Source organism: Sphingobium agri, assembly GCF_023051225.1.
Classification (GTDB): Bacteria; Pseudomonadota; Alphaproteobacteria; order Sphingomonadales; family Sphingomonadaceae; genus Sphingobium; species Sphingobium agri.
This window is the reverse complement of record NZ_JALKHS010000006.1, coordinates 1,331,401-1,357,252: the sequence shown is the minus strand read 5'-3', so window position 1 is coordinate 1,357,252 and position 25,852 is coordinate 1,331,401. Positions and strand designations below refer to the sequence as shown.

Here is a 25,852-nt window from a genome sequence, read left to right as displayed (position 1 = left end):
AGGAAAACAGCCATTTTTCTCTAGCGCTATTGCGTCGAGTTCTCGGCGATGGAAGCGGGTTAACTGCGGATGATTTGCAATGCTGATCAGGCGCTGGCACGCTCGGCAGCGATCAGCGTGCGGGCGAAGGGGACGCACTGCCCGCATTTGGGACGGCGGCCAAGACGGGCATAAGCGCTAGAGGGGGTATCCGCGCCACTGCGCACGGCTTCCTTAAGATCCTTTTCGCGAATAGCATTGCAGACACAGACGACCATGAGGCTCTCCCTGAATCGGGAAATATCTCAGATGATAATGGGTCGCAATAGAATATTAGATGCTGTTGCGAATCTTTTGCGTTTTTCCTCGCGCGAGGGTGCGCCAAAGCCATTCCGAAGGTCCGATGGCGAATCGGGCAAGCCATGCCGTCGACCACACCAGCATGAAAAGCCAGGCGCAAAGCACCAGCAGCGGCAGTTGCGAAGGCCGCAGCAGGGCAAATAGCCCGAGACCCCATCCATAAAATAGGGCGCACATGAAAAAGCTGCTGCCCAGATAGTTGCTGAGCGCCAACCGACCCGTGCGCGCAACCGCCATCACGATTCGTCGCTCACCATGGCCGACGAACACCCATAGGATCAGCGCTGCCCAGCCCACCGCGAGCGGGATGCGGAAGGGAAAGGACCAGGCAAGCGACGTGGCCAGGGATGGCAAGGCAGGGAAATCCCGCAGGATCAGCCAGGCCGCGAGGCCCGCCATCGGAGGCAGCCCGATCAGGAAACAATGCCTTGCCGTGCGCCAATATTGCTCCGCTTGCCACCGTCCGGTCAGAAACCCGCCCTTCAGCATGGCCATGCCCATCAGCATGAAACCGAGCGTGTCGAACGCGCTCAGGAAAAAGGACCACCACCAATTGCTGACATAGAGCTCCAGATGATGCGCCACTATGGTTGCAAAGCCGCTCCGGTAGGTGGCGATTTCTTCCCGGACCGCGGGATCGTCCGGATTGCTCAATGCGCCGATATAGCGGGCAAAGCTGTCCTTTAGGGTTGTGGCGGCGTCGGGCGCGGCGGCCGCCTCCGCCCATCCATGGAGGCTAAGGACAAATGCCGTGCAGATCAGGAAATGAGCGAGGAAGAACAGGAACGCCCATTTGAGGAGCGACAGCGGCTCCTTACCGATGAACATCATAGCGACGAGCCCGATCAGGGCGTAGTTCATCAATATGTCGCCGGACCATAGCAGCATATAATGCGCGAGGCCGAAGACGAAGAGCCAGGCTGCCCGGATGATCTGCGCGCGCTGCCCGTAGCGCCCCGCCATTTCCTCGCGATCGATCAAAAGCAGCATCGACGCGCCGAATAGCATGGAGAAGAGGGCCCGCATCTTGCCGTCGAACAGCAGGAAGCTGGTCAACCAGAACAGCTTATCGCCAACCGAAAGCGGCCCCGCGACGCTCGGATTGAAATAAGCGGTCTGCGGCAGGGCGAAGCTGCTGATGTTCATCCACAATATGCCCATCACCGCGCAGCCGCGCAGCACGTCCATGGCGGCGATCCGGGATGATGGGGCGATCATGTGGCAAGGTTCCTTAAAGACGCTGGCAAAGGCGGCGTTGCTCTGCCATGCGACTAGCCATGAACAGCGGCCGCAAGCAACGGATAAGCGAGGCGTTCGGCGCGGCGGCGGATCATTATGAGGATCATGCCGGTCCGCAGCGCGCGGCAGCGGCCTTGGTCGCCGACCTTGCTCAACGGCAGAAATCTTCAGGGGTGGAGCGCATTCTGGAAATCGGCTGCGGAACGGGGCTGTTGACCCGTGACATCCAGCAGCGATGGCCCGCGGCCGAACTGTTCGTTACCGACCTCTCGCCAGAAATGCTCGCGCGCACCGCGACCGGAGCCTTCGTCGCGGGCACTTTCATCGCAATGGATGGAGAAGCGCCTGCGTTCGAAGGCGAGTGGTTCGACCTGATCCTTTCCAGCTTGGCCTTCCAATGGTTCGACGATCTGGAAGAAGCGATCGCTCGCTTGGTCAGCCTGTTGAAGCCGGGCGGAAGCATCATTTTTTCGACGATGGGGCGGGGGAGCTTTGCGAAATGGCGGGCAGCTCATGAAGCCTGCGGCCTGATACCCGGCGTCCCTGACTACCCGTCGACTCGCGAACTATCTTCCATGCTGGCGCGGTATGACGACGCGTTCGTTTTCGAGGAAGACTATGCTCTCCACTGCGGCGGCGCGCGGGGCTTGCTCTCGCATCTGAAAGGGATCGGCGCGGTGGTGTCCAGCGAGGGGCGCCAACCCCTTTCCCCCAAGGACCTCAGAAAGGTGATGGCCGTATTCGATGCGGAGGGGGGCGAGGATGTCTATCAACTGCTGTTCGGGCGGGTGACGAGGTCTGCCTGACCCAGCCCGCCCATCAGCTCGCCAAATCCGCCCTTACAGTTCGGCGTCCATCAAATTGGGGAAGAAGCCCTCATGTGCTGAGCGGAGATCGGCAAGGCTGACGCCCGCAACCTGATCGCCGCCAACGGTCCCGATCTTCACCGCGCCCGGAATGTCCACGCCCGCCGCTGCTGTCACGACATAGCGGCCCTGATCCTCGCCAAAGGCTGCTGCGGTGGTCAATTCGGCGCTGAGCTCTGCGCCCTTGCCGCTCGCGAGCGCCATTTCAGCGACGGCGACGAGCAGGCCGCCATCAGAAATATCATGAACCGCGCTGACCTTTCCGTCGGCGATGAGCGCGCGGACCGTTTCCGCATGAGCGCGCTCGGCGGCGAGGTCGACCTTCGGCGCTTCCCCGGCTTCGCGGCCTGCGATTTCACGCAGCCAGATCGACTGGCCAAGATGCGTGCCTTGGCCACCGATCAGCCAGATGGCGTCGCCCTCATTCTTGAAGGCAACGGTCGCCATCACATCGATATCCTTGAGCAGGCCGATGCCGCCGATCGCAGGCGTGGGCAGGATGGCCGAACCGCCACCCGTCGCCTTCGACTCATTGTAAAGCGACACATTGCCCGACACGATCGGGAAGTCGAACGCGCGGCAGGCGTCACCCATGCCGTCGAGGCAGCCGGTCAGCTGCGCCATGATCTCAGGCCGCTGCGGATTGGCGAAGTTCAGGCAGTTGGTGACGGCCAGCGGCGTCGCGCCGACTGCGCTGATGTTGCGATAGCATTCCGCAATGGCCTGCTTGCCGCCTTCATAGGGGTCGGCATAGCAGTAGCGCGGGGTGCAGTCGGTGCTGATCGCGATGCCCTTTTGCGTGCCATGGACGCGGACCACCGCGGCATCGCCGCCAGGACGCTGCACCGTGTCGGCGCCGACCATATGGTCATATTGTTCCCAGATCCAACGGCGGCTGGCGATGTCGGGCGAACCCATGAGCTTTACGAGATCTGCGCCAATGTCGCTGCTTTCCGCGATCTCGCCCAGCGGCTCGACCTTGGTCCAGGCCTTATACTCATCCTTCGGCATCGATGGGCGGTCATAGAGCGGCGCATCATCGGCCAACGGAGCAAGCGGAATGTCGCAGACGGTCTCGCCCTTGTGCACCAGCACCATGCGGCCGGTGTCCGTCACATGGCCGATAACCGCGAAGTCCAGTTCCCACTTGCGGAAGATCGCTTCGGCGAAAGCTTCCTTCCCCGGCTGGAGCACCATCAGCATGCGCTCCTGGCTTTCCGACAGCATCATTTCATAAGCCGTCATGCCGGTTTCGCGCTGCGGCACGTTATCCATGTTGAGCTGAATACCGACGCCGCCCTTCGAAGCCATTTCGACGGAGGAGGAGGTAAGGCCGGCCGCGCCCATGTCCTGAATCGCGACGATCGCATCGGACGCCATCAGCTCGAGACAAGCCTCGATCAGCAGCTTTTCGGTAAAGGGGTCACCAACCTGAACCGTTGGGCGCTTGGCGTCCGCGTCGTCGCCGAAATCGGCGGAGGCCATGGTGGCGCCATGGATACCGTCGCGGCCCGTCTTGGAGCCAACATAGACGATCGGATTGCCAATACCCGAGGCGGCCGAATAGAAGATCTTGTCCGTCTCCGCGACGCCCACCGTCATCGCGTTGACCAGGATGTTGCCGTCATAGGCCGGGTGGAAATTCACTTCGCCGCCCACCGTCGGCACGCCCACGCAGTTGCCGTAGCCACCGATGCCATGCACCACGCCGCTGATGAGATGCTTCATCTTCGGATGATCGGGGCGGCCGAAGCGCAGCGCGTTCATGTTCGCGACCGGCCGGGCGCCCATGGTGAACACGTCGCGCAGGATGCCGCCCACGCCCGTCGCCGCGCCTTGATAGGGTTCGATGTAGGACGGGTGGTTGTGGCTCTCCATCTTGAAGATCGCCGCCTGGCCATCGCCGATATCGACGACGCCCGCATTCTCGCCAGGGCCGCAAATGACCTGCGGGCCTTCGGTCGGCAGCTTCTTCAGGTGGATGCGGCTCGACTTGTAGGAGCAATGCTCCGACCACATGACCGAGAATATGCCCAATTCGGTAAGGTTGGGCTCGCGTCCGAGGGCGTTCAATACGCGGTCATATTCTTCCGGCGAAAGGCCATGTTCGGCGACGATTTCCGGGGTGATCTGAGTGGCTGCGGTCGACATGAGCGCGCCTTTAGCCGGGGAGGGGCGGATAGACAATCCTTGGCCAGCCCAACTCGGGAAAACATGCTATTAATATGCGTTGGATCATGGTGGGAGGACGGAAATGGAATGGATGTTGTTGCCGCTGCGTCGCTACGCCCGTTTTTCCGGGCGGGCGCGGCCGAAGGAATATTGGATGTTCATCCTCTTCCTCCTGATCTGCTTCATCGCGATCAGCCTCATAGAGGGGCTGCTGGGGCTCAGCACGACGGAGCATTGGGTGCGGCGTGGGCCATGGTGGTTCGACACCGGTTATCAAACCCGTGGCGGCCCACTCACGGGCCTGTTCGGCCTCGCCATGCTGATCCCATGGCTGGCGGTAGCCGTGCGCCGTTTGCATGACACCGACCGGAGCGGCTTCTGGCTGTTGATCATCTTCTTTCCGTTGATCGGCAGCCTTATTCTGTTGGTGTTCTTCATCATGAGCGGGACGCGCGGGGCCAACCGCTTCGGTCCCGATCCCATTGAAGTGGGCGAGCCTGAACTGGTGTCCCCGTCGCGCAAATGAAAAAGGCCGGGCGGTGAGGCCCGGCCTGTGAAAGACATGGGAGGCGGTGATCAGGCCTTGCAGCTGATGCCGCTCTTGCCCGGAAGAGTTGCGATGATCTGCTTGCCGCTGCCTTCGACCGAATAGCCGCCTTCTGCCGTAAAGGGCTTGCCCGGCTCTGCCGCGACGAGCTTCGTCGGCGCGCCAGTCTTTTCGGTGCGGAGGTTCGCGGTCTTATCATCGCTCAGGAAGTCGACGAAGATCAGGCTGTTGTCCTTGCAACGATACTGATGGCTCACCTTCACGGAAGGGGGGAGTTCGACAGGCGCTGCATTGGCGAGTTGCGCAGCCATCGGATCGGCGGGGCCGCCGACGACTTCGGGTTCATCATTTTTGTTGCAAGCGGAAAGGAGGCTGAGAGCAACGACGGAAATTAGGGGGAGATAATATTTCATAGCGGTCCTTCTATGTGCACTTGCTGACGCAAGCGTCAACGCAAAACTGCCAAAATCCCGCCATTCTTGTGGCTTCTTTCATGACGCTTTCGTGACGAAGTGGTCGGGAATCAGGGCTCCGGCACGGTGCGGACTTGACCGCGCCTCCAGCGCCCGCCAATGCAGAGATCATGGCCGAAGACAGCAAGACAGAGCCGGGCGACTTGTCCCAATTGTCGTTTGAAGATGCGCTGCGCGCACTCGAGTCCATTGTCCGGCGGCTGGAGAGCGGCGATGTGCCGCTTGATGAGTCGATCTCGCTCTACGCCCAGGGTGAAGAGCTGCGCAAACGCTGTCTGGAGCGTTTGCAGGCCGCCGAAGCCCGTATCCAGAAACTGACCCTCGACCAAAGCGGCGCCGTCACGGGTGCCCAGCCGTTCGGCGCGGATTGAGCGCCGCGATGATGGAGGGAAGGGCCTCCGGATCAGCATTGTTGGCGGATCGGGCATCTGCCGTCGCTGCCGCCATAGATCGCGCGTTCGATCTGTTGCTCGCCGTCCCGCAAGACCCGCGCGCGCGGCTTTATGAAGCGATGCGGCACGCCGCCATCGGCGGGGGCAAGCGATTGCGGCCACTGCTGGTGCAGGCCGCTGGCGAGTTGTTCAACATCTCGGCGGAATCGCTGCTGCGCGTCGGCCTCGCGATCGAGTGCATCCATGTCTATTCGCTGGTGCATGACGATTTGCCCGCGATGGATGACGACGACATGCGCCGGGGCAAGCCGACGATCCACAAGGCCTTTGATGAAGCGACCGCGATCCTTGCGGGTGACTGCCTCCACGACCTTGCTTTTGAAGTGCTGGCGGATGAGGAAACCCATCCTGATCCGTTCGTTCGGGTGGAGCTGGTAAAGGCGCTCGCGCTGTCCAGCGGACCGGCTGGCATGGCGGGCGGGCAGATGATGGATCTGGAGGCGGACGGCACCAGCTTCGACCTCGCCACCGTCACGCGGCTGCAACAGTTGAAGACCGGCGCGCTCATCGGCTTTTGCGTGGATGCGGCCGCCATCATGGCGCGGATTCCGGCGGAGTCCCGGACCAGCCTGCACGGCTATGCGCGCGACATCGGCCTTGCCTTTCAGATCGCCGACGATCTGCTGGACGTCGAAGGGGACGCCGACCTTGCGGGCAAGGCCGTGGGGAAGGATGCGGCGGCTGGCAAGGAAACCTTCGTCTCCCTGCTCGGGATAGAGCGTGCGCGGGAACAGGCGCGTCTGCTGGTCGATCAGGCCAAGGCGCATCTGCACGGCTTCGGGGCAGAAGCGGACCTGCTGCGCGCGATCGCGGATTATATCGTGGAAAGGGACCGGTAAGGCATGAGCAGTCAGCGGGTAGGGGTCTATCCCGGCACGTTCGACCCGATCACTTTGGGTCACATGGATATCATCCGCCGGGGCGCCAAGCTGGTCGACAAGCTGGTCATCGGCGTCACCACCAATATCGCAAAATCGCCCATGTTCACGGATGAAGAACGGCTGGAGATGGTGCAGCGCGAATGCGCCGGTATCGACGCGGAGATCGTCGTTACCGGCTTCAATTCGCTGCTGATGGATTTCGCCGAATCGCAGGGCGCCAGCGTCATCATCCGCGGCATTCGGGGCGTCACCGATTTCGAATATGAATATCAGCTCACCGGCATGAACCGCCAGATCAACCACCGGATCGAAACCGCGTTCCTGATGGCCGATGTATCGCTCCAGCCGATCGCTTCGCGCCTGGTGAAGGAAATCGCGCTGTATGGCGGGCCGATCGACAAGTTTGTCAGCGCCCGCGTGCGGGATGATGTAGTCGCTCGGGTGGCGATGCTCGGGCAGAAGGGCGGCCAATAACAGGCTGCTCAGCCTTCGTTCAGTTGCCAATCGCGAAGAGCGCGCTATCAGGGCAGCTTCGCCTTCAAGGTCCAAATCAGGGAAAGCTTATCCATGCGGTTCAGTTCGGCGTTCAAGACCGTGGCGATCACTGTCGCTCTCTATGCGTCGGGCGGCGTGGCGCTGGCCCAGGGTGGCGCTCCTGGCGGCAATGGCGAAGAGATGAAGCGGGCGGAAGCCGCCGCGCGCGCTGAACAGAACGCGAAGTCAATGGGTCAGGACGCAGAAGTGAAGCTGCCGCCCGCGACCGTGCCGGTGGACCCGGAAAATGTGTGGGATCTCGACCTGTCGAGCGGCGGGCGAGTGCGCATCCAGCTGCGCCCTGACATCGCCCCGCAGCATGTCGAACGCATCAAGCAGTTGACGCGTCAGGGCTTCTACAATGGCCTGAAATTCCACCGCGTCATCCCCGGTTTCATGGCGCAGGGCGGCGATCCCAAGGGTGACGGCACCGGCGGTTCCTCGCTCCCTGACCTTCAGGCAGAATTCAACCCGATGCCCCACTTGCGCGGCACCGTGTCGATGGCGCGCGCAGCGGATGAGAATAGCGCCAACAGCCAGTTCTTCATCCTCTTCCTGCCGCGCATGCAGCTCGACAAGAAATATACCGTCTTCGGCCGCGTGATCGAAGGCATGCAATATGTCGATGCCATCGCTCCGGGCGAGCCGCCCGCTAATCCGTCGACCATTCTCCAGGCGTCGATCGAAAGCGATGGAAAGGCGCCGGTAGCAGCGCTGCCCACACCTCCAGCGCCCTCCATTGTCGCGCCCGCACCGGCCGCGGCAAAGAAGGCTGCACCAAAGAAGCGCTAAGGCTGAAGAAAGGCGGATCATGCCGGGGCACTCCGGCATGATGATCCTGCTTAGAGGATAGCGCCCGCATGCGCGTAGATCTGTTCGACTTCGAATTGCCTGCTGAGAGCATTGCTCTCCGGCCAGCATCACCGCGCGACGCTGCCCGCCTGCTGCTGGTTGATGGCGACAGGCCGTTTGAGGATCGCATCGTGCGCGACCTGCCGAGCCTTTTGCGGCCCGGTGACGTGCTGGTCTTCAACGATACGAAGGTCATCCCCGCCCAACTGGAAGGGCTTCGTGGCCAGGCCCGGATCGGGGCAACGCTCCACAAGCGGCTCGGCCTCCGCCAATGGCAGGCTTTCCTCCGCAACGCCAAGCGGGTTCGCGATGGTGACCAGATCGATTTCGGCGCGGGCGTCACGGCTCTTGCCGGGCCGCGCGACGACGATGGCGGCGTCACCCTGACGTTCGAAGGCGATGAGCCCGTGGAGGTTCTGCTGGAGCGGGCAGGGCGCATGCCGTTGCCGCCCTACATCGCCAGCAAGCGGCCAACCGACGCGCGCGACCGCAGCGACTATCAGACGATGTTCGCGCGCGAGGATGGGGCGGTCGCAGCCCCCACGGCGGCGCTGCACTTTACCCCAGATCTGATGGCAGCGCTGGCGAATGCGGGCGTACTGTCGGAAACGCTGACGCTGCACGTGGGCGCTGGCACATTCCTGCCCGTGAAGGCTGAGGATACCGACGACCACCGCATGCATGCGGAATGGGGCCGGATCGAACAGGCCACCGCCGATCGGCTGAACGCCGCCCGCCAGGCGGGCGGCCGCCTCATCGCCGTCGGCACGACCAGCCTGCGCCTGCTCGAAAGCGCCTGTGGCGAGGATGGCATCATCCGCCCCTTCGCCGACGAGACGCGCATCTTCATCACGCCCGGCTATCGCTTCCGCGCGATCGATGGCCTGATGACCAACTTCCATCTGCCACGATCGACATTGTTCATGCTGGTAAGTGCGCTCATGGGGCGAGAGCGCATGCAGGCGGCCTATGCCCATGCGATCGAGAGCGGATACCGCTTCTACAGCTATGGGGACTCGTCGCTGCTGTTGCCGTAAGCCGTGGCCCAGCCGGGCTAGGACCGGCCCACGAACGGAAAACCCACCGCCGCCATGATGCACAGAAATGCCGCCGCGTGCCGCCAGTGCAGCGGTTCGCCCAGAACCGTCACCATGAACCCGCCGAACACGATCAGCGCTATCGCTTCCTGAGCGATCTTGAGCTGCCCCGCGCTCCACCCGCTGGCGAAGCCGACGCGGTTCGCAGGCACGGCAAAGCAATATTCGATCAGCGCGATGCCCCAGCTGATCAGGATGACGATCAGGATCGGCTTTTCCATCCCGCCTTTCAGATGCCAATACCAGGCGACTGTCATGAAGATGTTTGAAACGACCAGCAGCAGGATGGTTGGCATGAACGGCCTCGACAGATGAGGGATCGGCCTGTGCCATCGCCGGTAGGCAGAGCGCAAGAGGGATGGCGGGCCTTATCGGCCGACGTCGGATAGCCTCTTCGGCGCACAAGAAAAAGGGCCCGGCATCGCCGGGCCCCTTCCGTCGCTCATTGGCAATCAGCGATACCGGTACGTGTCGCGCGAACTGCTCGAACCACTGCTGCTCCAGCTATTCTGGTCGCGTCCTTCCCCGAACATCGCATTCTGCTCCCGTTCGGTGCGCCAGGCCTTGTGCGCTTCATCGGCGGTCTTTTCCAGCGTCACCCGCTGTTCGTCCACCGATCTGATCCAGGACGACGGGACGGAATGGTGGACGCCGCCTGCATCCTGATCGGTCTTGGTCAGGATGATGCGATCGCCGCTCAGCTTGTCGACGGTGCCGATATGTTCGCCGTCGCTGCCCACGACTTCCATATGTTCGCGAACCTGCTGCACCGCCTGCCGCTGTTCCGTGCGGCGCGTGCGCCAACTGCCGAACTCATTGTTGAAGCGGTCGCGATGCTCGCGTTGATATTCCGCATAGTCGCGATCCAGTTCGTCGATCCGTTGCTGGCGCCAGGCATGATAGTTGGCGTCGTGATGCTCGCCATAATCATGCGTCGGTCCATAGGAGCGCACGCGGTTGCCATGGTCTTCACTGCCGAACCCGCTGCGTTCGCCAGTGAAGGGCGCGTAGCCCCGGTTCGGCAGATATTGGCTGCTGCGCGATGCTGACGCGAAGCCGATGCGGCTGCTTTCGTCGCGCGGGTCGCCATAGGGGCGATTATAATATTCGTCATATTCGCGACGGCGTTCGGCTTCTTCATCGCCGAACCAGCTGCGAATCTCGTCACCTGCCCGATCGAAGAAGCCGCGCTCTTCAGGATCATACTGCTCCGGTGCCCGTCGGCTATCAGGACCGCTGAACTGGCCACGCGTCCCATAACGATAGCTGCGGTCATCACGCCAGTCGCGCTGGCCTCGATAGCGGTCCGAGCCGCGATCCCAATCGCCGCGAGTCCTGTCATCGCCTCCATAGCGGCGTCCGCCTTGATAGCCCATGATACTTCTCCTTGGCTACTGTTGCTACGGCCTGAAGCCGTTGTTTCACCAATGAGTGGAAAGGCGCATCGTTCCGGCCGTTACGTGGAGGTAACATCCGCCTTTGGAACCGAGCGGTCGGTCGGGCTGGCACGGGCAGATATGAGAAAAAGCCCGTTGCAAGGCAAAAGCGGCTCGCTTATAGGCAGCGCTCCTTGGGGCCGTAGCTCAGCTGGGAGAGCGCGTCGTTCGCAATGACGAGGTCAGGGGTTCGATCCCCCTCGGCTCCACCATCCTTTCGGAAAGAAGGGGTGCTCCTGAAGGACTTTACCGCCAGCCTGATGCGCGCCTATGGCGGATTTCATGACATCATCCAGCATTGAAGGCCGCTCGGCTGCGACTGCGATCATCGTCCGTGACATGCCCGATGGTCCTCCGCACATCCTGATGATGGAGCGGGCAGGGACGATGGCTTTTGCGGCGGGAGCATTGGTATTTCCCGGCGGCGCTGTGGACGACGCAGACCGCGAACTCGCGCGCGCCTTGGGAGGCTCGGCGGATGTGGAAGAGACCGCTGCGCGCCTTGCCGCGATCCGGGAGACGCTGGAGGAAAGCGGCTTGGGCATCGGTTTTGCGGCCTCGGCGGGCCCGGTGCAATTGGCCGAGATGCGTCGAGCTTTGGCAGGAGGCGCGACCCTTTCCGCCATCCTCCAGACGCATCGGCTTGAGCTCGCGCTGGATCATTTGACGCCGTTCAGCCGCTGGCACCCGGCGGACGCTGAAATGGCCGCGCGGATTTATGATACGCGCTTCTATCTGGCGCGCGCGCCGGAGGGCCAGGTTGCGACGGCTGACACCACTGAAAATGTCCGGCTGTTCTGGATGAGCGCAGGCGACACAATCGCCCTGTGCGACGCTGGTGGTGGCCGCATCATCTTCCCCACGCGCCGCAATCTTGAGCGGCTGGCGCTGTTCGGCAGTTTTGCCGAGATGGCCGCCCATGCCGCGTCCTTCCCCGTGGAAAAGGTCAGCCCGTGGCTGGAGGAAAGGGACGGCGTGCGCCACCTCTGCATCCCCGATCATCTCGGTTATCCCGTCACTTCGGAACCGATGGAGCAGGTGCAGCGTGGTTAGCGCATGCGCCAGCTTCACATCATCCTGCGCAGGCTTCTGCTGCTTGGCGCACTCTGCGCCCTGGCGCTGATCGGCTATGCCTATCTGCGTCATCGGCCGCAGGACCTGCCCTGGACCGACCTGGACCTCGCCCAGCCTGTCGGGATGTTCACGGGCCGCAAGCTCGCCGCTCTGACCGGCGACGCCAACGGATGCCGCGCGCTGCTCGACCGGGCTGGCGTCAGCTATGTCGCGATGAAGCCTAAGGGAAGCGGGCAGTGCCGCCACAGCGATGCTGTCCGCTTGCGGCAGGAAGATGGCGTGGTGAGCCTGTCCCCGGCCTCTGTCGCTCCATCCTGCCCGGTCGCCGCCGCGCTCAAGCTTTGGGAATGGCAGGTGGTGCAACCCGCCGCAGAGCAGATTCTGGGGAAGCCGGTGGAGACGATCCAGCATCTCGGATCCTACAGCTGCCGCCGCATCTACGGCCGCGCTCAAGGCAGTTTCAGCGAGCACGCCACTGCCGACGCGATCGACATCAGCGGCTTTATCCTGGAAGGCGGAAAACGCATCAGCGTTGCGCGCGATTGGCGGGGTGAGGGGAAGGAAGCCATCTTCCTGCGCGCTGTCCGGGACGGTGCTTGCCGGCTTTTCTCGACCACTCTGTCGCCCGACTATAACGCCGCGCATCATGACCATCTGCACCTGGATCAGGCTGAGCGGGGCAAGCTCGGCGGACGCCTGTGCCGTTAGAGCATCGTGCGCAAAAGTGGGAACCGGTTCTGCGCTTGAAACGATGCGACAACAAAAAAACCAGAGCGCGCGATCTGCGTCCGAATAAGCGCTGCGCGCTCCAGCCTTTCTGTGGACTTGCGCAACCTGGAGGCATAGATTCGTCCCTCTTCACGTATGGAGGTGGTCATGCCGCAGTTCGTGATAGAAAGGGAAATGCCCGGCGCAGGAAGGCTTCGGGGCGATGAACTCAGAAGCGCATCGCAAGGGTCATGCAATGTGCTGCGCGAGCTTGGACCCGACATACAATGGGTCCACAGCTATGTGACGGACGACAAGATCTATTGTCTCTATCGCGCGCCCAGTGAAGAGCTGATCCGGCAGCATGCCGAGCTTGCGGGGCTTCCGGCCAACAGCATCGCGAGGGTTCGATCGACGATCGATCCCACGACCGCGGAATAGCTACTGGCCGAAGCCCGCCTGCCGGGCGAGATCGACGGCCTCCCGCGCTGCCGCGAGGAGCGCGCCGCTCTTCGCTTCGCACTCGCGCTGCTCATATTCCGGCGTCGAGTCGGCCACGATGCCCGCCCCCGCCTGAACATGCATGACGCCATCCTTGAGCACGGCGGTGCGCAGGACGATGCAGCTGTCCATGTTACCGTCTGGCCCGAAATAGCCGACACCGCCGGCATAGGCGCCTCGCGTCTCGGGCTCCAGCTCCGCGATGATCTCGCAAGCGCGGACCTTGGGTGCGCCTGACACGGTGCCTGCCGGAAACCCGGCGAAGAGCGCGTCCAGTGCGTCCTTCTCCGGTGAAAGGCGGCCGACCACGTTCGACACGATATGCATGACGTGGCTGTAGAATTCGACCGTGTAGCTGTCGGTCACCGTCACCGACCCGGCAGTGGCGACCCGGCCGACATCATTGCGCCCGAGGTCGAGCAGCATCAGATGTTCGGCCCGCTCCTTGGGATCGGCGAGGAGGCTTTCCCGGTTGGCGGCATCCTCGACAGCATTTTTGCCGCGAGGCCGGGTTCCGGCGATCGGCCGGATCGTGACTTCGCCATCGCGCGCCCGCACCAGGATTTCAGGGCTGGACCCGATCAGCGCAAATCCGGGCAGATCGAGATAATAGAGGAAGGGCGACGGGTTGATCCGCCGCAAAGCCCGATAAAGCGAGATCGGCGGCAAGGTGAACGGACTGGTGAATCGCTGGGCGAGCACCACCTGGAATATGTCTCCCGCGACGATATAGTCCTTCGCGCGCTCGACCATCGCCTTGTAGCGGCCCGGCTCCAGAGCGGGCGTCACCTCGACATCGGCAATGTCCTGCGGGGCCGGGGTCTGCGGCAGGGGCGCGGCAAGACGCGCCGCCGTCGCATCTATCCGCTCCAGAGCTTGCGCAATCGCCGCGTCGGCATCGCTGAAACTGCCCTTCCACACAGGCGCGACGAAATACAGCGCATCGGCCAGCCGGTCGAAGACAAGGATGATGGTCGGCCGCACGAACAGCATGTCGGGCAGCTCAAGCGGATTGGGCGCTGGCCGGGGCAGCTTTTCGACGAGGCCAACCGTCTCATAGCCGAAATAGCCGACCAGGCAGGCGAGGGCTGGGGGCAGCGCCGGGTCAAGCTCCGCACGGCATTCCGCCACCAGCGCCCGCAAAGCATCCAGCGCGCCCGCAGTCTCCGGAACGAAGGCTTGGCGGTCGGCCGCCCACTGGCGATTGATCTCCGCCGTCCGGCCCTCCGCGCGGAAGACAAGATCAGGGGCGAGGCCGATCAGGCTGTAGCGGCCCCGCACTGCGCCGCCTTCGACGGATTCCAGCAGAAAGTCACCGCGATCGGGCTCGAACAGCTTGAGCGCGGCGGAAATCGGCGTGTCCGTGTCCGCGATCTGCCGACGCCACACCAGCGCCGAATTACCAGCCGCCAGCGCGGCGCGAGCAGCCGCTATCCCGTCATTGCCTGCGCTGCTTGGCATCATCTTATTGAGCGCCGCCATTGGTGCTGGCGAGCGCCCGCTGCACGGTGGCGACAGCGGACGGGTTCCGGGTCACGCCAAGCTGTTTCTCGACCGCCCGTTCGAACTGCTGGCCATATTCCTGGCCCGCCACGTCGCTCAACTGGCTGCGGACCTGGTTGAGCAGGGCGGTCTGGCCGCCCGCGTCACCGGGCTTGATGCCGTTCAGCTGCACGACGAAATATCCGCGATCCTGACCCACCGGCAGCGTCTTCACGCTGTTCGTCGCCATGGAAAAGAGGATCGCGACTTCGGCGGGCGGACGCTGGCCTTCCCGCATGATGTCGGCGCGGCGGCCCCCCACCGTCTGGGGCGCGGGAAGGCGTACGCCAGCCTGCGCCACGGCATCGGCGAGCTTCATGCCCTTGGCGACCTTCGCCCGGATCTGCTCGGCCACAGCCTTCGCCTTGGCGTTGCCCTGCGCGAGCTTATATTGCGCCAGAACCAGCGGCTTCACCTTTGCAAGCGGCGGCGGCGCGGCGGCGCGAATCTCGGCAGGCGCGGCAAGGGCATAGCGCTGGTCAGGCGTGATCGGCACGAGTTGCGCATCATCGTCCTGGCTCATCTGGAATACGGGCGCCAGCAGCGGCTGGACATCGGCCGAAACCTGATAGGCCTGATCCTCGACCTGCTTGCCATTGGCAACCAGGAAGGGCGTCGTTTCCAGCTTCAGGCCGTTATCCTTGACCACTTCCTCGAAGCTGCCACCATCGGCGATCTGATCTTCGACCTTGCCGGTGAACTCGCTCAGCAGGCGCTTCTGCTTCTGCGAGCGAAGCGTCGCCGCTATCTCGTCGCGCACGGCTGACAAGGGGCGGGCGGCAACGGTCTTGACGTTCGACACGCGCAGCAGAACCCAGCCGAGCGATCCACGAAGCGGGCCGACCAGCTCGCCCTGCTTGGCCGCAAAGGCCGCGTTGGCGACGGTGGCGGAGGAAGAAGCGGTAAGGCTTTCGCGGCTCTGATCGGTAAGCGTCGATGCCTCCAGTCCAGCGGCCTGCGCGGCTGCGGCGAGCGACTTGCCCCCCTTCACCTGCGCTGCGATCGTCTTGGCGGCGGCTTCGCCCGGCACGATCAGCTGTTCGAAGCTGCGGCTTTCCTTGGCGGCATAGCTCGCCTTGTTCTGATTATAGGCTGCGGCGATTTCGGCGTCAGTCGGCTGCGCGGCCTGGGCGAAGCGCTCCCCATCGATCACGGCGTAGCGAATGCGCCGCTGTTCGGGAATCGTGAAGCGCGCGGCATTCTGCTGATAATAGGTCGCGAGTTGCGCATCGCTTGGGTCCTTGATGTCGGCGAAGGCGGCGGCGGGAACAGCGGCGATGGTGCCCTGGCGCGCCTCCAGCAGCAGCGAGGCATAGGGCAGGATGACGCTGTCGGGCAGCTTCACGCCCAGGCCGAGAGGCGCGAGCATCTGCCGTTCCAATATCTCGCGGGTGATGTCTTCGCGCAGCGCCTGCTCCGTGATCCGTTCGCGCACCAGCAGCTGGCGGAAATTATCCTGGCTGAAATTGCCTGCCGCGTCCTGAAACGCCGGAATCTGGGCAATCTGCGCATCGACAAGGCGCTTGGAGATATGGACGCCCTGATCCTTCGCATATTCCTTCAGAGTCATCGCGGCGACGAGCTGGTCGTAAATCTGAGCGACGGCGCCCTGCGCCAGGAAATCGCCGATCTGGAGACCCGGAGTCGCCCGTCGCGCATTCTCGAAGACCCGCTGGACCCGCTCCTGCACTTCCGTAACGCTCAGCCGCGTCCCGCCAGCCTTCGCCGCCGTCTCGCCACGGCCGCCCAGAGACGAGCCGAACTGGCCGCTGGACAAATCGCCCAAGATGAAGGCCGCCGCGATGATGCCGAGGAAAAGAAGCGCGAACAGGGCGCCGAATTTCGAATGGATGAAGCGCCGAAAGACTGAAAGCATGGAGAGAAGTCCAACAAGGAAAGACTTTTACAGGCGGCCCGCTTTAGGGGCGGATCGTCGCGGCGGCAAGTGCGGCTTGGCTGGACAAATGCCGTCCCTTTGTCCATCGGCCTGCGGAAGGGCTGGTCTGTCAGGCTGGCGAATGGACGGATGACTTGAAAGGGGTACGGATCGATGGGCAGGCGCAAGCTGGTGGTCGGCAACTGGAAGATGAATGGCCTTCGCGCACAGCTGCCGGAAGTGGAAGCGATCGGGGCGCTCGCGGCCGAACGTCCGGTGGTCGAGGTGGGGCTTTGCCTGCCCGCGACACTGATCATGGCGGCCAGCCAAGTGAAGGGCGGCGCCTTCGTCGGCGCGCAGGACTGCCACATGAAGGACAATGGCGCGCACACCGGCTGCCTGTCGGCGGCAATGCTGGCGGAAGCAGGCGCGAGCTGGACGATCGTCGGCCATAGCGAGCGGCGTCAGGATCAAGGCGAAACGGACGCCGATATCGCGGCCAAGGCGCTCGCGGCCAGGGCGGCGGGCCTCAAGGTGATCCTGTGCGTTGGCGAAAGCCTGGACGTGCGCGACGCCGGCGGTGCCGAGGACGTCGTGTCGGCGCAGCTGCTTGCCTCCTTGCCCGAAGGCGCGGCGGCCGATTGGCTGGCGATCGCCTATGAACCCATCTGGGCGATCGGCACCGGTCGCATCCCGACCATGGAAGCGGTCGAAGCCATGCACAAGGCGCTGCGTGCGGCGCTCGCCAGCCGGATCGGCGCGGGTGAGGCGAACGCCATGCGCATCCTCTATGGTGGCTCGATGAATGGCGAGAATGCCGCTGAACTGATGGCAATCGAAGATGTCGACGGCGGCCTCGTTGGCGGCGCAAGCCTCACGGCAACGAAATTCGCGCCGGTGATCGCTGCCGCTGGTTGAGGCGGGAGGGGGCGGCCTTTCCGCTCTGCCCGGGATCTGATCAGCACGAGGAAGCCCAGCGCCGGTTGCCCCCGCCGCCTATCGCCGCTATGGGCTCTCCAACGCACCCCATTCGGACAGATATTCTCGCATGTTCACCTTCATCCTCGTCGTGCAGGCCATCGTTGCGGCTTTGCTGGTCACCGTCATCCTGATGCAGAAGTCGGAAGGCGGCGGCCTGGGTGTGGGTGGCAGCCCGGCAGGGTTGATGTCCGCGCGGGGTGCGGCGGACTTCCTGACGCGCTCGACGACCGTCCTTGCGTCGATCTTCGTGCTGCTGTCGATCGTCCTTGCGGTGATCGCGTCGGTTCAGCACGCGCCAAGCGATATCGATACGTCGCTGGTGAAGCAGGCTCCCTCTGCCCCTGCGGGTCAGGCTCCGGCGACCGGCAATGCCGATCCGCTGGCCGGTGCGGCGGGCGCCGCGAGCAACGGCCAGGCGGCGAATGGCGCGGTTCCGCTCGCCAACTGATCCTTTCGATCTCATTTCCGATCTTTTTTTGCTCGCGCGTGGATTCGCGCGCTTGCCCAACTTGTTTGTAAAAGGCTAAGCCTCCACTCCCATGGCGCGGTATATTTTCATCACCGGCGGCGTGGTCTCCTCGCTTGGTAAAGGCCTTATGGCCGCATCGCTCGCAGCGCTGCTGCAGGCGCGAGGTTTCCGTGTGCGTATCCGGAAGTTCGACCCTTATCTCAATGTCGATCCGGGCACGATGAGCCCGTATCAGCATGGCGAAGTCTATGTGACCGATGACGGGGCGGAAACCGACCTCGACCTTGGCCATTATGAGCGCTTCACCGGCGTTTCGGCGCGCCAGTCGGACAATGTGACGCAGGGCCGCGTCTACCAGACGATCATTCAGCGCGAACGGCGCGGCGATTATCTCGGCGCGACGGTGCAGGTGATCCCGCACGTCACCGACGAGATCAAGGCGTTCGCCACTGCCGACACCGATGACCTCGACTTCGTGCTGTGCGAAATCGGCGGCACGGTAGGCGACATCGAATCGCTTCCTTTCATGGAAGCGATCCGCCAGCTGCATAACGACCTGGATCGCGGCCAGTCGATTTTCGTCCATGTGACGCTGGTGCCCTACATCGCGGCGGCCGGCGAGCTGAAGACCAAGCCGACCCAGCACAGCGTCCGCGAACTGACCTCGCTCGGCATTCAGCCGGACATCCTGCTTTGCCGCTGCGAACATCCGCTGCCGGAAAGCGAGCGCAAGAAGATCGCGCTATTCTGCAACGTGCGTCCCGAGGCCGTCATCCCCGCGCTCGACGCCAGCAGCATCTACGCCGTCCCCGCGCAATATCATGCGGAAGGGCTGGACGAGGAAGTGCTGCGCGCATTCGGCATTCAAGGCGCGCCCAAGCCGTCGCTCGACCGCTGGCTCGACATCATGGATCGCCAGCAGAACCCGGAAGGCGAAGTGACGATCGGCGTCGTGGGCAAATATGTCGGCCTGCCCGACGCCTACAAGTCGCTCTACGAAGCGCTGACCCATGGTGGTTTCGCCAACCGGGTGAAGGTCAACATCAAGTGGATCGACGCGGAACTCTTCGAAAAGGGCGATGACGTCGCCGCCAGCCTTGAACCGATGCACGGCATTCTCGTCCCCGGCGGCTTCGGCGTGCGCGGTTCCGAAGGCAAGATCGCCTCGGTCAAGTTCGCCCGTGAACGCAATGTGCCCTTTTTCGGCATCTGCCTCGGCATGCAGATGGCCTGCATCGAAGGGGCGCGGAACACGGCCGGAATCCCGGACGCTTCGACCACCGAATTTGGCGAGACTTCAGAGCCGGTCGTCGGCCTCATCACCGAATGGATGAGCAGTGAAGGCCTGCAAAAGCGCACCGCCGAAACCGATCTTGGCGGCACGATGCGCCTGGGAGCCTATCCCGCCAAGCTCACCGGCAACAGCGTCGTTGCGGGCATCTACGGCACCGGCGACATCAGCGAACGGCACCGCCACCGCTACGAAGTCAACGCCGGCTATCGCGACAGCCTCGAAAAGGGCGGCCTGATCTTTTCAGGCATGTCCCCCGACGGCACGCTCCCGGAAATCGTCGAGCGTCCCGATCACCCCTGGTTCGTGGGGGTGCAATTCCACCCGGAACTCAAGTCCAAGCCTTTCGACCCGCATCCGCTGTTCGCCAGCTTCATCGAAGCGGCGGTGAAGCAGAGCCGGCTGGTTTGATCGCCTGACTTTCCAAGAGAGGCGGCGGTATAAGCTGGCTCCGCCGCCTTCACCCCCGGACTTCTATCCGGGGTGCCGCTTCGATCCGCCGAACTGGGGGAGGGGCGGCTGGCATCAGGCCGCTCCCCGCGCCGAGATTCATGATGTCCGGGCTGAACCCAGATCGTCATGAACCGCTTTCGGCAAGTTCATTGCGAAATCGAAGACAGACATATTGTTGATCAAGCCGGTCACCCGAAGCCGCTGTGCGGGCACAATAAAGCCGATCGTCCCCGCGGCGCCCAGCCAGCCGAACAGGCCTTTGAACCCGCCATGATCGGCAATGCAGCCGCCCGCGCCAAAGCCCACCACTCCCGGAATGCCGAGATAATCGCGCATGCTCACGCCTTGCGGCAGGAGGTTCGCGGTTCCAGCGGCCACGGCGTCCGGCGGCATGACCTCCGTCCGGCCCAGGCGTCCGTTATTCGCCAGCATGGCCAGGAAGCGATCATAATCATGGGCCGTTGAGATGAGCCCGCCGCCGCCCGAAGGAAATGCGGGCTTGTTGAGGAATATCGAAGCCGGGCCCGCATCGACCTCCGTCAGCTTGGCGCTCCTGCCTGTATAGCTGGTGACGAGACGCGCCTTCTTGCTCTCTGGCACAGAGAAGAAGGTGTTGCTCATGCCCAAAGGCGCGAAGAACCGCCGCTCCAGAAACTGCTCGAACGGCATGCCTGCCACGATCTCGATAATATGGCCGAGCAAATCCAGCCCCACCGAATAGCTCCACGCCGTTCCCGGGTCTGAAAGCAGGGGAGCCGCCGCCAGCCGATCGGCGAAATCCTTCAGGCTCGAAGGCGGGGCTTGCTCCAGCCGTTCCGCATGGCTGATCAGGTTCTGCCTCAGCCCCAGCTTTTCATATATCCCCTTGAGCGGCCCTTTGACCGCAGGCCCGCCACCAAGACCGGCGGTGTGAGTCAACAGGTGGCGGATCGTCATTGCGGAAGTGGCAGGACGAGTTTCGACGCCTCGGCCAGGATTGGCCAGCACGCGCATTTTGGCAAATCCGGGGATGAAATCGGCTACCGGCTGATCGATCTTCATCCGGCCTTCTGCGATCAGCAGCATTGCCGCCATGCCGGTGATCGGTTTCGTCATCGAATAGACGCGAAACAGAGTGTGCTCATCCACTTGGACCGCGCTATCAAGCGCGATCGTGCCGCTGCTGATATAATCTGGCCGGTTTGCTCTTTCGCCGATCGCGACGATAGCGCCCGGAACAGCCTTTTCCCCAATGACACCAGCCACCATCGCGCGGACGGCAGGAAAGCGTTTTGCGCCTGCGCGCGCATATCCGGGTGCAGCGCCCATCATCCCCAGGCAAATTGCGCCCTTCAGCAGATCGCGTCGCACGAATTCCGCATGTGGCATGGCCGTCCTCCCCCTCATTATCGATCACTATCGTGTCGATTGTCATGATGCGGGTCAACGGCTGATACGGTACGTTCCTGTCAGCAGGATCGTCCTAATTAGCAGGCGTCAGCTTCAATAACCGCCCCTGCGAGCCCTGGCCGCCATCCTCCAGCAACCACAGCGCCCCGTCCGGACCTTGCTCGACCTCGCGGATGCGAGCGCCCATGTCCCACTGATCCGCTTTCGCCGCATTCTCCCCATCCAGCTTCACGCGCACCAGCGCCTTGCTCGACAGCCCGCCGATAAAGAGGGAATTCTTCCACTGCGGGAACAGATCGCCCGAATAATAGAGCAGCCCCGCAGGAGAGATTACCGGGTTCCACCAGACCTTCGGCGCTTCATAGCCATCATGCGCGCTATGGTCGGGGATCGGCTTTCCGTCATAATGGTCGCCATTGGACACCTTGGGATAGCCATAATTGAGCGCTGGCTTGATGAGGTTCACCTCATCCCCGCCTTTGGGGCCCATCTCCTGCTCCCACAGCCGCCCATCCTTGTCGAACGCGATGCCGAGCAGGTTGCGGTGGCCATAGGACCAGACGGCAGGGTGGAAACCTTTCGCCGCCAGCGGATTGCCAGCAGCCGGCGTGCCGTCCAGGTTCAGCCGCAGTACCTTGCCCAGCGTTGCCTTCGGGTCCTGCGCCGGATCGAACTTCTGCCGCTCGCCATTAGTGAAGAACAGATATTTGCCATCAGGCGAGAAGGCGATCCGGCCGGAATAATGCCCATTACCCTCGATATAGGGCGTCGCGCGGAAGATCGTCTTGACGCCGTCCAGCTTCGTTGTCCCGTCGCTCGCCTGGTTGAAGATGCCCGTCGCCAGCGCCACGCCCTTGCCGCCGGGGCCGCTTTCCGAAAAGCTGAAATAAACCTTCCGATCCTGCCCGAACGTCGGCGAGAGGACGATATCCATCAACGCGCCCTGGCCCGCACTATCAACCTTGGGCATGCCGGCGACCGGTATCTTCGTCCCGTTCTTCGGATCGAACAGGATCATCTCGCCCGCCTTTTCCGTGATCAGCGCCCGCCCGTCCGGAAGGAACGTCATCGCCCAGGGCGAATCAAAGTCAGCAATCACCGACGTCTTGAACGGCTTTTCCGCAGCCGCGGCGCTGTTCTGACCCGTCGCATTCTCGGAAGAACAGGCGAGGAGGACAAGGGGCAGGGCGGTGATCAAAACCCGATTCATATCAACCTCCGTTCGCCCCGAGCCTGTCAAAGGGCTTCTCTTTTCATGAGAGAATGGAGGGGCTTCGACAAGCTCGGCCCGAACGGATCGGTCGCCCCCTGCCTGTAAAAGTCCCGTGCACGAATAATGTTGCAGCATTATCGCATCGCGCCTATATCGCCCTTGCTTCCTAACATCGTCAAACATGTCGGGGTCGCAAGCGGAAGGGCTTGCGGCGGCGGGAACGCACATATTCTGTTGGAGACTGCATGGCGGACATCGCCGAACTGACCGCGCTGATCGAACCGGAGGTGAAGGCCTTGGGCTTTGACCTCGTGCGCGTGAAGCTGTTCGGGTCGGGTGACGAATATACGCTGCAGATCATGGCGGAAAATCCCGCGACCAAGCAACTCGTGATCGAAGATTGCGCCACCATCTCGCGCCGCCTGTCCGATGTGCTGGACGAAGCTGATCCGATCGAGGAAGCCTATCGGCTGGAAGTCAGCTCACCTGGCATCGATCGCCCGCTTACCCGCCTCCACGATTTTCTGGAATGGGCAGGGCATGAGGCGAAGATCGCCACGGCCGAAACTGTGGCGGGGCGCAAGAGCTTTCGCGGCATCCTGAAGGGTGTCGAGGGCGAGGAAATCCAGTTCCAGGATAACAAGGCCGGGGATGTCGCCATCCCCTTCGCGCTGGTCGGCGATGCCAAGCTGATACTGACCGACGCGCTTATTTCTGCTAGCATGCCGCTCTCCTCCGATGGGGCGGACGAGTTCGAAACCGAAGAGTAAGGGTTCACGACCATGGCCAACGCCATTTCCGCCAACAAGGCCGAGTTGCTCGCCATCGCGAACAGCGTCGCCAGCGAGAAGATGATCGACAAGGCGATCGTCATCGAGGCGATGGAAGACGCGATCCAGCGCGCCGCCCGCGCGCGCTATGGTGCCGAAAACGACATCCGTGCCAAGCTTGATCCGGACAGCGGCGACCTGCGCCTGTGGCGCGTCGTCGAAGTGGTCGAGGCGGTTGACGACTATTTCAAGCAGGTTGACCTCAAGCAGGCGCAGAAGCTGAAGAAGGATGCCGTAATCGGCGACTTCATCGTCGATCCGCTGCCCCCGATCGACCTCGGCCGTATCGATGCCCAGTCCGCCAAGCAGGTGATCTTCCAGAAGGTCCGCGACGCCGAGCGTGAGCGCCAGCACGAAGAATTCAAGGACCGCGTGGGTGAGATCATCACCGGCGTCGTCAAGTCGGTCGAGTTCGGCCATGTCGTGGTGAACCTGGGTCGCGCCGAGGGCGTCATCCGCCGTGATCAGCAGATCCCCCGCGAAGTCGTCCGCGTCGGCGACCGCATCCGCTCGGTGATCCTGAACGTGCGCCGCGAAAATCGCGGGCCCCAGATCTTCCTCAGCCGCGCGCATCCTGAGTTCATGAAGAAGCTGTTCGCGCAGGAAGTGCCCGAAATCTATGACGGCGTGATCGAGATTAAGGCCGCTGCCCGCGATCCGGGCTCGCGCGCCAAGATCGGTGTCATCAGCCGCGATTCGAGCATCGACCCGGTCGGCGCCTGCGTCGGCATGAAGGGCAGCCGCGTGCAGGCCGTCGTGCAGGAAATGCAGGGCGAAAAGATCGACATCATTCCCTGGTCGGAAGATACCGCGACCTTCGTCGTCAACGCGCTCCAGCCCGCTCAGGTCGCCCGCGTGGTCATTGACGAAGAAGAAGAGCGCATCGAAGTCGTCGTGCCTGACGATCAGCTGTCGCTCGCCATTGGCCGCCGTGGCCAGAACGTCCGCCTCGCCAGCCAGCTGACCGGCAAGGCGATCGACATCATGACCGAGGCTGACGCGTCCGAGAAGCGTCAGAAGGAATTCGTCGCGCGTTCCGAATTGTTCCAGAACGAGCTCGACGTGGACGAAACCCTTTCCCAGCTGCTGGTGGCCGAAGGCTTTGGCGAGCTGGAAGAAGTCGCCTATGTGGGCGTCGAGGAACTGGCCGCGATCGAAGGCTTCGACGAAGACCTCGCTGCCGAGCTTCAGAGCCGCGCGCAGGAAGCATTAGAGCGTCGCGAAGCAGCCGCCCGTGAGGAACGTCAGGCGCTTGGCGTCGAGGATGCGCTGGCCGACATTCCGCACCTTACCGAAGCGATGCTGGTGACGCTGGGCAAGGCGGGCGTGAAGACGCTCGATGACCTCGCCGACCTTGCGACCGACGAACTGATCGCGAAGAAGCGTGTCGATCAGCGCCGCCGCCGCAACGAAGGTGCCGAGGACAAGGGCGGCATCCTTGCCGAATATGGCCTCAGTGAAGAGCAGGGCAATGAGATCATCATGGCCGCCCGCGCGCACTGGTTCGAGGGCGAGGAAGCCTAAGCCCCGATGCCTTTCGTAGACATCCGTCTGGCCGGAAACGCCACCCGTGAGCAGAAAGCGGCTATCGTCGCCGACGTCACCCAGTCGCTTGTCGAGCGGCTGGGGAAGGCGCCCTCTGCCGTGCAGGTGGTGATTTCGGAAATCGCGACGGAAAATTACGGGTCGGGCGGCATGTTGATTGCCGACCGCGCCGCCGAGCCCAAGCCAGGGGAGGACGCAAATGCTGCGGTCACTTCCCGATGAGAGGCTAAGGCTCCACTATTGTGAAAATCCTCCCCGGGAAGGGGAGGGGGACCGGCGAAGCCGGTGGAGGGGTGGTGCGCTGACGATAGGGGAAAACCCCTCCGTCAGCCCTTCGGGCTGCCACCTCCCCTTGAAGGGGAGGATTTCGGTATGACCGAACGCAAATGCATCCTCTCGGGCGATCGCGCCGATCCCGAAACGCTGATCCGCCTCGCCATCGGCCCGGAAGGTCAGGTCCTGCCCGACATCCGCGCCAAGGCGCCGGGGCGAGGCGCGTGGATCGGCGTCCCCCGCGCGGAACTGGAACAGGCCCTCGCCAAGGGCAAGCTCAAGGGCGCGCTCTCCCGCTCGTTCAAGACCGGCGATCTGCAAATCCCGGACACTCTGCCGGACCTGATCGAGGACGGGCTGCGCAAGGCACTGCTCGACCGCCTCGGCCTGGAAGCACGCGCGTCGATGGTCCTCACCGGATCGGAAAAGATCGACGTCGCCTGCCGCCAGGGCAAGGTCCAGCTGCTGCTCCACGCCAGCGATGCGGCGGCTGACGGCAACCGCAAGCTCGATCAGGCGCTGCGCGTCGGACAGGAAGCAGAAGGCACGGAATTGGCAGGCATCGTCTTGCCTGTGGACCGGAACGCCCTATCTATGGCAATGGGGCGTGATAACGTCGTCCATATCGCAGTGACCGACTCGCGCGCCGCGTCGCGTCTGCGTGCGGCTATTGGCCGCTTGGAAAGCTATCTGGGTTGCGCTACCGGGGCGCCCGTGCATGGGGAGCATGACTCCGCCGATGCGCAGGGCGTCTAGGCTGCATGGAATGAAGGCGCCGACGGGCCTTGCCGGTCGGATGGTAAGTGAAGGGTACAGTTC

Annotated in this window: 27 protein-coding genes and 1 tRNA gene; 18 read left to right on the top strand and 10 right to left on the bottom strand. The window is 63.1% G+C overall.

The window, feature by feature from the left end; translation table 11 throughout:
- Positions 1 to 86: 86 nt before the first annotated feature.
- Together MU848_RS10035 and MU848_RS10030 are read right to left on the bottom strand one after the other, a co-directional pair.
- Positions 87 to 257 (bottom strand): (2Fe-2S)-binding protein, encoded by a 171-nt coding sequence (locus MU848_RS10035; protein ID WP_247231524.1) that lies wholly within the window; start codon positions 255 to 257, stop codon positions 87 to 89.
- A 55-nt stretch (positions 258 to 312) separates the two neighbouring features.
- Positions 313 to 1,557 (bottom strand): DUF418 domain-containing protein, encoded by a 1,245-nt coding sequence (locus tag MU848_RS10030; RefSeq protein WP_247231522.1) that lies wholly within the window; start codon positions 1,555 to 1,557, stop codon positions 313 to 315.
- A gap of 59 nt (positions 1,558 to 1,616) precedes the next feature.
- Here MU848_RS10030 and MU848_RS10025 point away from each other — a divergent pair, with 59 nt between their 5' ends.
- Positions 1,617 to 2,384, top strand: coding sequence for a methyltransferase domain-containing protein (locus tag MU848_RS10025; protein ID WP_247231520.1), 768 nt, complete (start codon positions 1,617 to 1,619; stop codon positions 2,382 to 2,384).
- 33 nt (positions 2,385 to 2,417) lie between these two features.
- Here MU848_RS10025 and purL read toward each other — a convergent pair whose 3' ends face one another.
- Entirely contained in the window at positions 2,418 to 4,595 is a 2,178-nt protein-coding gene (purL, locus tag MU848_RS10020; protein WP_247231518.1) for a phosphoribosylformylglycinamidine synthase subunit PurL, read from the bottom strand.
- Positions 4,596 to 4,698: 103 nt separating this feature from the next.
- Here purL and MU848_RS10015 point away from each other — a divergent pair, with 103 nt between their 5' ends.
- Positions 4,699 to 5,142, top strand: coding sequence for a DUF805 domain-containing protein (locus MU848_RS10015; protein WP_247231516.1), 444 nt, complete (start codon positions 4,699 to 4,701; stop codon positions 5,140 to 5,142).
- A gap of 50 nt (positions 5,143 to 5,192) precedes the next feature.
- Here the strand turns inward: MU848_RS10015 and MU848_RS10010 are convergent, their stop codons facing one another.
- On the bottom strand, positions 5,193 to 5,576 hold the full coding sequence (locus MU848_RS10010) for a hypothetical protein (protein ID WP_097091307.1): 384 nt from the start codon (positions 5,574 to 5,576) through the stop codon (positions 5,193 to 5,195).
- A gap of 170 nt (positions 5,577 to 5,746) precedes the next feature.
- On the opposite strand from MU848_RS10010, the gene MU848_RS10005 reads away from it, so the two are divergent.
- The 5 genes from MU848_RS10005 to queA all read left to right on the top strand — a co-directional run bounded on the left by MU848_RS10005 (position 5,747) and on the right by queA (position 9,392).
- Positions 5,747 to 6,007, top strand: a complete 261-nt coding sequence (locus MU848_RS10005) for an exodeoxyribonuclease VII small subunit (RefSeq protein WP_097091308.1) — start codon at positions 5,747 to 5,749, stop codon at positions 6,005 to 6,007.
- A gap of 11 nt (positions 6,008 to 6,018) precedes the next feature.
- Positions 6,019 to 6,927: a polyprenyl synthetase family protein gene (locus MU848_RS10000; protein ID WP_097092734.1), complete on the top strand. Its 909-nt coding sequence runs from the start codon at positions 6,019 to 6,021 to the stop codon at positions 6,925 to 6,927.
- 3 nt (positions 6,928 to 6,930) lie between these two features.
- Entirely contained in the window at positions 6,931 to 7,443 is a 513-nt protein-coding gene (gene coaD, locus MU848_RS09995) for a pantetheine-phosphate adenylyltransferase (RefSeq protein ID WP_201513544.1), read from the top strand.
- 93 nt (positions 7,444 to 7,536) lie between these two features.
- The gene (locus tag MU848_RS09990) at positions 7,537 to 8,295 is read left to right on the top strand and encodes a peptidylprolyl isomerase (RefSeq protein WP_201513545.1); all 759 of its coding nucleotides are present in this window, start codon (positions 7,537 to 7,539) and stop codon (positions 8,293 to 8,295) included.
- Positions 8,296 to 8,363: 68 nt separating this feature from the next.
- Positions 8,364 to 9,392, top strand: a complete 1,029-nt coding sequence (queA, locus tag MU848_RS09985; RefSeq protein ID WP_247231513.1) for a tRNA preQ1(34) S-adenosylmethionine ribosyltransferase-isomerase QueA — start codon at positions 8,364 to 8,366, stop codon at positions 9,390 to 9,392.
- Between the two features lie 17 nt (positions 9,393 to 9,409).
- Here the strand turns inward: queA and MU848_RS09980 are convergent, their stop codons facing one another.
- Together MU848_RS09980 and MU848_RS09975 are read right to left on the bottom strand one after the other, a co-directional pair.
- Positions 9,410 to 9,748, bottom strand: coding sequence for a DMT family protein (locus tag MU848_RS09980; RefSeq protein ID WP_247231511.1), 339 nt, complete (start codon positions 9,746 to 9,748; stop codon positions 9,410 to 9,412).
- A 156-nt stretch (positions 9,749 to 9,904) separates the two neighbouring features.
- Positions 9,905 to 10,828, bottom strand: a complete 924-nt coding sequence (locus MU848_RS09975; RefSeq protein WP_097091313.1) for a DUF2171 domain-containing protein — start codon at positions 10,826 to 10,828, stop codon at positions 9,905 to 9,907.
- Positions 10,829 to 11,024: 196 nt separating this feature from the next.
- On the opposite strand from MU848_RS09975, the gene MU848_RS09970 reads away from it, so the two are divergent.
- From MU848_RS09970 to MU848_RS09955, 4 genes are all read left to right on the top strand, one after another.
- Positions 11,025 to 11,100, top strand: a tRNA-Ala gene (locus MU848_RS09970).
- A gap of 70 nt (positions 11,101 to 11,170) precedes the next feature.
- The gene (locus MU848_RS09965) at positions 11,171 to 11,941 is read left to right on the top strand and encodes an NUDIX hydrolase (protein WP_097092735.1); all 771 of its coding nucleotides are present in this window, start codon (positions 11,171 to 11,173) and stop codon (positions 11,939 to 11,941) included.
- A gap of 3 nt (positions 11,942 to 11,944) precedes the next feature.
- Entirely contained in the window at positions 11,945 to 12,670 is a 726-nt protein-coding gene (locus tag MU848_RS09960; protein ID WP_097091314.1) for an extensin-like domain-containing protein, read from the top strand.
- 168 nt (positions 12,671 to 12,838) lie between these two features.
- A complete protein-coding gene (locus MU848_RS09955; RefSeq protein WP_097092736.1) occupies positions 12,839 to 13,111 on the top strand; it encodes a DUF4242 domain-containing protein in 273 nt (90 codons plus the stop codon).
- Here the strand turns inward: MU848_RS09955 and trpE are convergent, their stop codons facing one another.
- Positions 13,112 to 14,632 carry an anthranilate synthase component I gene (gene trpE, locus MU848_RS09950; RefSeq protein ID WP_247231753.1) on the bottom strand — a complete coding sequence of 507 codons (1,521 nt, stop codon included), beginning with the start codon at positions 14,630 to 14,632 and terminating at the stop codon, positions 13,112 to 13,114.
- Between the two features lie 4 nt (positions 14,633 to 14,636).
- On the bottom strand, positions 14,637 to 16,589 hold the full coding sequence (locus MU848_RS09945; RefSeq protein ID WP_247231509.1) for a peptidylprolyl isomerase: 1,953 nt from the start codon (positions 16,587 to 16,589) through the stop codon (positions 14,637 to 14,639).
- 174 nt (positions 16,590 to 16,763) lie between these two features.
- Between MU848_RS09945 and tpiA the strand changes: the two genes are divergently transcribed.
- From tpiA to MU848_RS09930, 3 genes are all read left to right on the top strand, one after another.
- The gene (gene tpiA, locus MU848_RS09940) at positions 16,764 to 17,507 is read left to right on the top strand and encodes a triose-phosphate isomerase (RefSeq protein WP_247231507.1); all 744 of its coding nucleotides are present in this window, start codon (positions 16,764 to 16,766) and stop codon (positions 17,505 to 17,507) included.
- A gap of 130 nt (positions 17,508 to 17,637) precedes the next feature.
- Positions 17,638 to 18,018, top strand: a complete 381-nt coding sequence (gene secG / locus MU848_RS09935) for a preprotein translocase subunit SecG (RefSeq protein ID WP_097091317.1) — start codon at positions 17,638 to 17,640, stop codon at positions 18,016 to 18,018.
- A 91-nt stretch (positions 18,019 to 18,109) separates the two neighbouring features.
- Entirely contained in the window at positions 18,110 to 19,741 is a 1,632-nt protein-coding gene (locus MU848_RS09930) for a CTP synthase (protein WP_097091318.1), read from the top strand.
- 138 nt (positions 19,742 to 19,879) lie between these two features.
- On the opposite strand, the gene MU848_RS09925 is transcribed toward MU848_RS09930, so the two are convergent.
- Both MU848_RS09925 and MU848_RS09920 read right to left on the bottom strand, forming a co-directional pair.
- Positions 19,880 to 21,151, bottom strand: coding sequence for a serine hydrolase domain-containing protein (locus MU848_RS09925; protein ID WP_247231505.1), 1,272 nt, complete (start codon positions 21,149 to 21,151; stop codon positions 19,880 to 19,882).
- Positions 21,152 to 21,245: 94 nt separating this feature from the next.
- The gene (locus tag MU848_RS09920; RefSeq protein WP_247231503.1) at positions 21,246 to 22,382 is read right to left on the bottom strand and encodes a PQQ-dependent sugar dehydrogenase; all 1,137 of its coding nucleotides are present in this window, start codon (positions 22,380 to 22,382) and stop codon (positions 21,246 to 21,248) included.
- Positions 22,383 to 22,630: 248 nt separating this feature from the next.
- Between MU848_RS09920 and rimP the strand changes: the two genes are divergently transcribed.
- The 4 genes from rimP to MU848_RS09900 all read left to right on the top strand — a co-directional run bounded on the left by rimP (position 22,631) and on the right by MU848_RS09900 (position 25,789).
- Positions 22,631 to 23,155: a ribosome maturation protein RimP gene (gene rimP, locus MU848_RS09915; RefSeq protein WP_247231501.1), complete on the top strand. Its 525-nt coding sequence runs from the start codon at positions 22,631 to 22,633 to the stop codon at positions 23,153 to 23,155.
- A gap of 12 nt (positions 23,156 to 23,167) precedes the next feature.
- On the top strand, positions 23,168 to 24,739 hold the full coding sequence (gene nusA / locus MU848_RS09910) for a transcription termination factor NusA (RefSeq protein WP_097091322.1): 1,572 nt from the start codon (positions 23,168 to 23,170) through the stop codon (positions 24,737 to 24,739).
- A 6-nt stretch (positions 24,740 to 24,745) separates the two neighbouring features.
- Positions 24,746 to 24,982 carry a tautomerase family protein gene (locus MU848_RS09905; protein WP_247231499.1) on the top strand — a complete coding sequence of 79 codons (237 nt, stop codon included), beginning with the start codon at positions 24,746 to 24,748 and terminating at the stop codon, positions 24,980 to 24,982.
- A gap of 150 nt (positions 24,983 to 25,132) precedes the next feature.
- Positions 25,133 to 25,789, top strand: coding sequence for a DUF448 domain-containing protein (locus MU848_RS09900; protein WP_247231497.1), 657 nt, complete (start codon positions 25,133 to 25,135; stop codon positions 25,787 to 25,789).
- Positions 25,790 to 25,852: the final 63 nt, after the last annotated feature.